This is a genomic window from Promineifilum sp. (SeqCode), from assembly GCF_041918635.1.
In the GTDB taxonomy this organism is placed as follows: Bacteria; Chloroflexota; Anaerolineae; order Promineifilales; family Promineifilaceae; genus Promineifilum.
Window position 1 is genome coordinate 1 of the sequence record NZ_JAYRVJ010000358.1, and the last position, 2,461, is coordinate 2,461.

General features: G+C 63.1%; 2 protein-coding genes. Both read right to left on the minus strand.

The genetic code is table 11. The features are described from left to right. Positions 1 to 1,185, minus strand: a 1,185-nt coding sequence (locus ACE3UY_RS11345; RefSeq protein ID WP_374687640.1) for an aldehyde ferredoxin oxidoreductase family protein, incomplete at its 3' end; no start/stop codon positions are given. 123 nt (positions 1,186 to 1,308) lie between these two features. Next, positions 1,309 to 2,202, minus strand: coding sequence for a protoglobin domain-containing protein (locus tag ACE3UY_RS11350; protein ID WP_374687641.1), 894 nt, complete (start codon positions 2,200 to 2,202; stop codon positions 1,309 to 1,311). Between the last annotated feature and the right edge of the window lie 259 nt (positions 2,203 to 2,461).

Genomic DNA, 2,461 nt, shown 5'->3' on the forward strand with positions numbered 1-2,461 from the left:
GATGTCCTCCGCTAACTCGATCATCTTCGGCCAGTCGCCCCAGGTCAGCGCCGGATGGCCGTTGAGATACCCCTTCTCCGAAACCTCCATGTAAGTGGAGAAGGCGTTGCCGAGTTCAATGGTGTCCATGCCGAAGTCGTTGCACTGGTCGATCATCTTGACCACGGCGTTGATGTCGTGATGGCCGGAGTTCGCACCAAGCGCCCACGCCGATTCATACTCGACGCTCTCCATCCGCAACCCCTTGTATATGCCGTCCTTCAGTTCGACCTCTTTCTTGCAGGCCACCGGACAGGCGTGACAGGTGGGGTTGTTGACCAGGATGTGGTCGTAGACGTGCTCGCCGCTCAGGTTCTCGCACTCATCGCCATAGCCGGTCACCTTGCCGTTCCATGACGGCAGCGCGCCCATCGTGTTGGTGATGTTCATCAGCACGTTGGTGCCATAGAGCGACAGGCCGCCCTTGCGCGGGCTGGTGATGTTGGCCTCATCCATGATGACCGACAGAGCGCGGTCGTGGGCCTTCTTCCAGGCCTCTTTGTTAGCCGGCTTGGGCAACACCTTCTTGGCCTTGATGACGACGGCCTTCAGATTCTTGCTGCCGCCCACACAGCCCGTGCCGCCGCGGCCGCTGGCGCGGTCGTTCTCATTCACCCAACTGGCGAAGCGGACGAGGTGCTCGCCCGCCGGGCCGATGGTGATGACCGTCAAATCCTTCTCGCCGTACATGTTCTGGAAGTACTTGACGGTGTCATGGACGCCCATGCCCCAAACAGGAGAAGCGTCGCGCAACTCGAGCCGGCCGTCTTCGATGTAGGCGTAGACGGGGGAGGCGGCCTTGCCGGTGAAGATGAGGCCGTCGAAGCCCGACCAGCGCAGGCGCGCCGCCGACCAGCCGCCGTGGTGGCTGTCCGTCACGGTCCCGGTCAGGGGCGATTTGGTTACAATAGCCATGCGTCCGCTCATGTTGGCCGCCGTTCCCGTCAGCGGGCCGTTCATGAAGCACAGCATGTTTTCCGGCGACAGTGGATCGACCGTGGGGCCGTTCTCGAATACGTAGCGCACCCCCAGCCCGCGCGCGCCAATGTACTTGCGCGCCCACTCCTCCGGGATGCCCTTATATTCAACCGCGCCGGCCGTCAGATCGACGTGCGCCACATGGTTTGCATATCCACCCAGTTCCATGTTTTCCATCCTTTGCCTGGATCAGGCTTCAGCGAATTTTTCTCGTTGTCCTCGTTCATCGTACTCGCTAATCGCTTATCGGTGGGCGGTGAATCACCTCCTCAGGGGGGATTTAGGCCGGCGTCAGCGGCCGGGCGGGAAGATGCTGATGGTGTCGTCGGGATGCACCGGAGCGGCGAAGCCTTCGGCGTAGGCGGCGTTGCGGCCGTTGTGCAGGAAGCGCCAGCCCCCCGGCGCGGGTTCGTAGGTCTGATAAAGCTCAACCCAGGAGGCGTTGTCTTTTTCGTGGGAGTGCCAGACGGGCCGCAGGCAGTCGGCGCGCAATTCGGGCACGTAGTTGAAGAACTTGCGCAGCAGCGCCTCTAGCGTATCCCCTTCGTGGGCGTGGGCGGTCAGACGTTGGCCGGCGCTCAGGCGCAGGCGGCCATAGAGGGCGAAGGACACAGGGAAGTCGCCCCGGTGGAAGTCGGCGGCGACGCGATAGCCCAGGTCCATCAGGTGCAATTGCACCGACAGGTACTTCGTCCAGCCGGCCATGGCCGGGGCGACGACCTCGCCAGGCAGGCCGGCCTCGCCCATGCAGCGAGCGAAGGCCGCGCCCATCATGCCGATGGAGGTCGTGACATAGGCGGGCGGGACGTGGATGCGGCGCGGGCCGTGGCCGGCGTGGTACTTGCCGGCGCGGAAGAGGTACTCGGCGAACTCGTCGCTGGTGTCCATGCCCAGGACGCGGGCCAGCCAGACGGTGAAGAAGCGGCGACGCTCTTCCAGGTGGGCCTCGTCGAAGCCGGACTCCCAACCCAGAACGGCGGCCGTCTCGGGCACCGACTGGAGGTAGTTGTAGGTTCCGACGACCATTTCCGGGGCGCGGCGCAACAGCGCCTCGACCGTGCGCGACATGGCTCGCCGGTCTTCGTCGTTCAGCCCGACAAAGCGCAACAGGCGTCGCCACTCCTCGGCCGGCTCCGGCATTAACCCATGAATCTCCAGGGCGTCGGCAGCAACAACATCCCTCATCGACGTACTCCCGAAAGGTTAACCACGGTTAACATCTAGAAGTATAAAGGAAACGATTGGTTCTGCAACTAACAAAAGTAGGGGCGCATCTGCGTGTGCGCCCGACCGGTGCTATAATTCGGCTCAAGGCGCGCCCACGGGTGCGTCCCTATCAGTTCACTATAGGGAGATCACTTATGCGTCGTCTACCTGTTATCCTGATCACACTCCTGGCTCTGTTGGTGGCGGCGCTGCCGGCGCTGGCCCAGGAAGGCGACCC

What these genes read in the sequence shown, in the direction of transcription:
- ACE3UY_RS11350 (WP_374687641.1), bottom strand. Translation starts at nt 2,202, where the DNA reads ATGAGGGATGTTGTTGCTGCCGACGCCCTGGAGATTCATGGGTTAATG.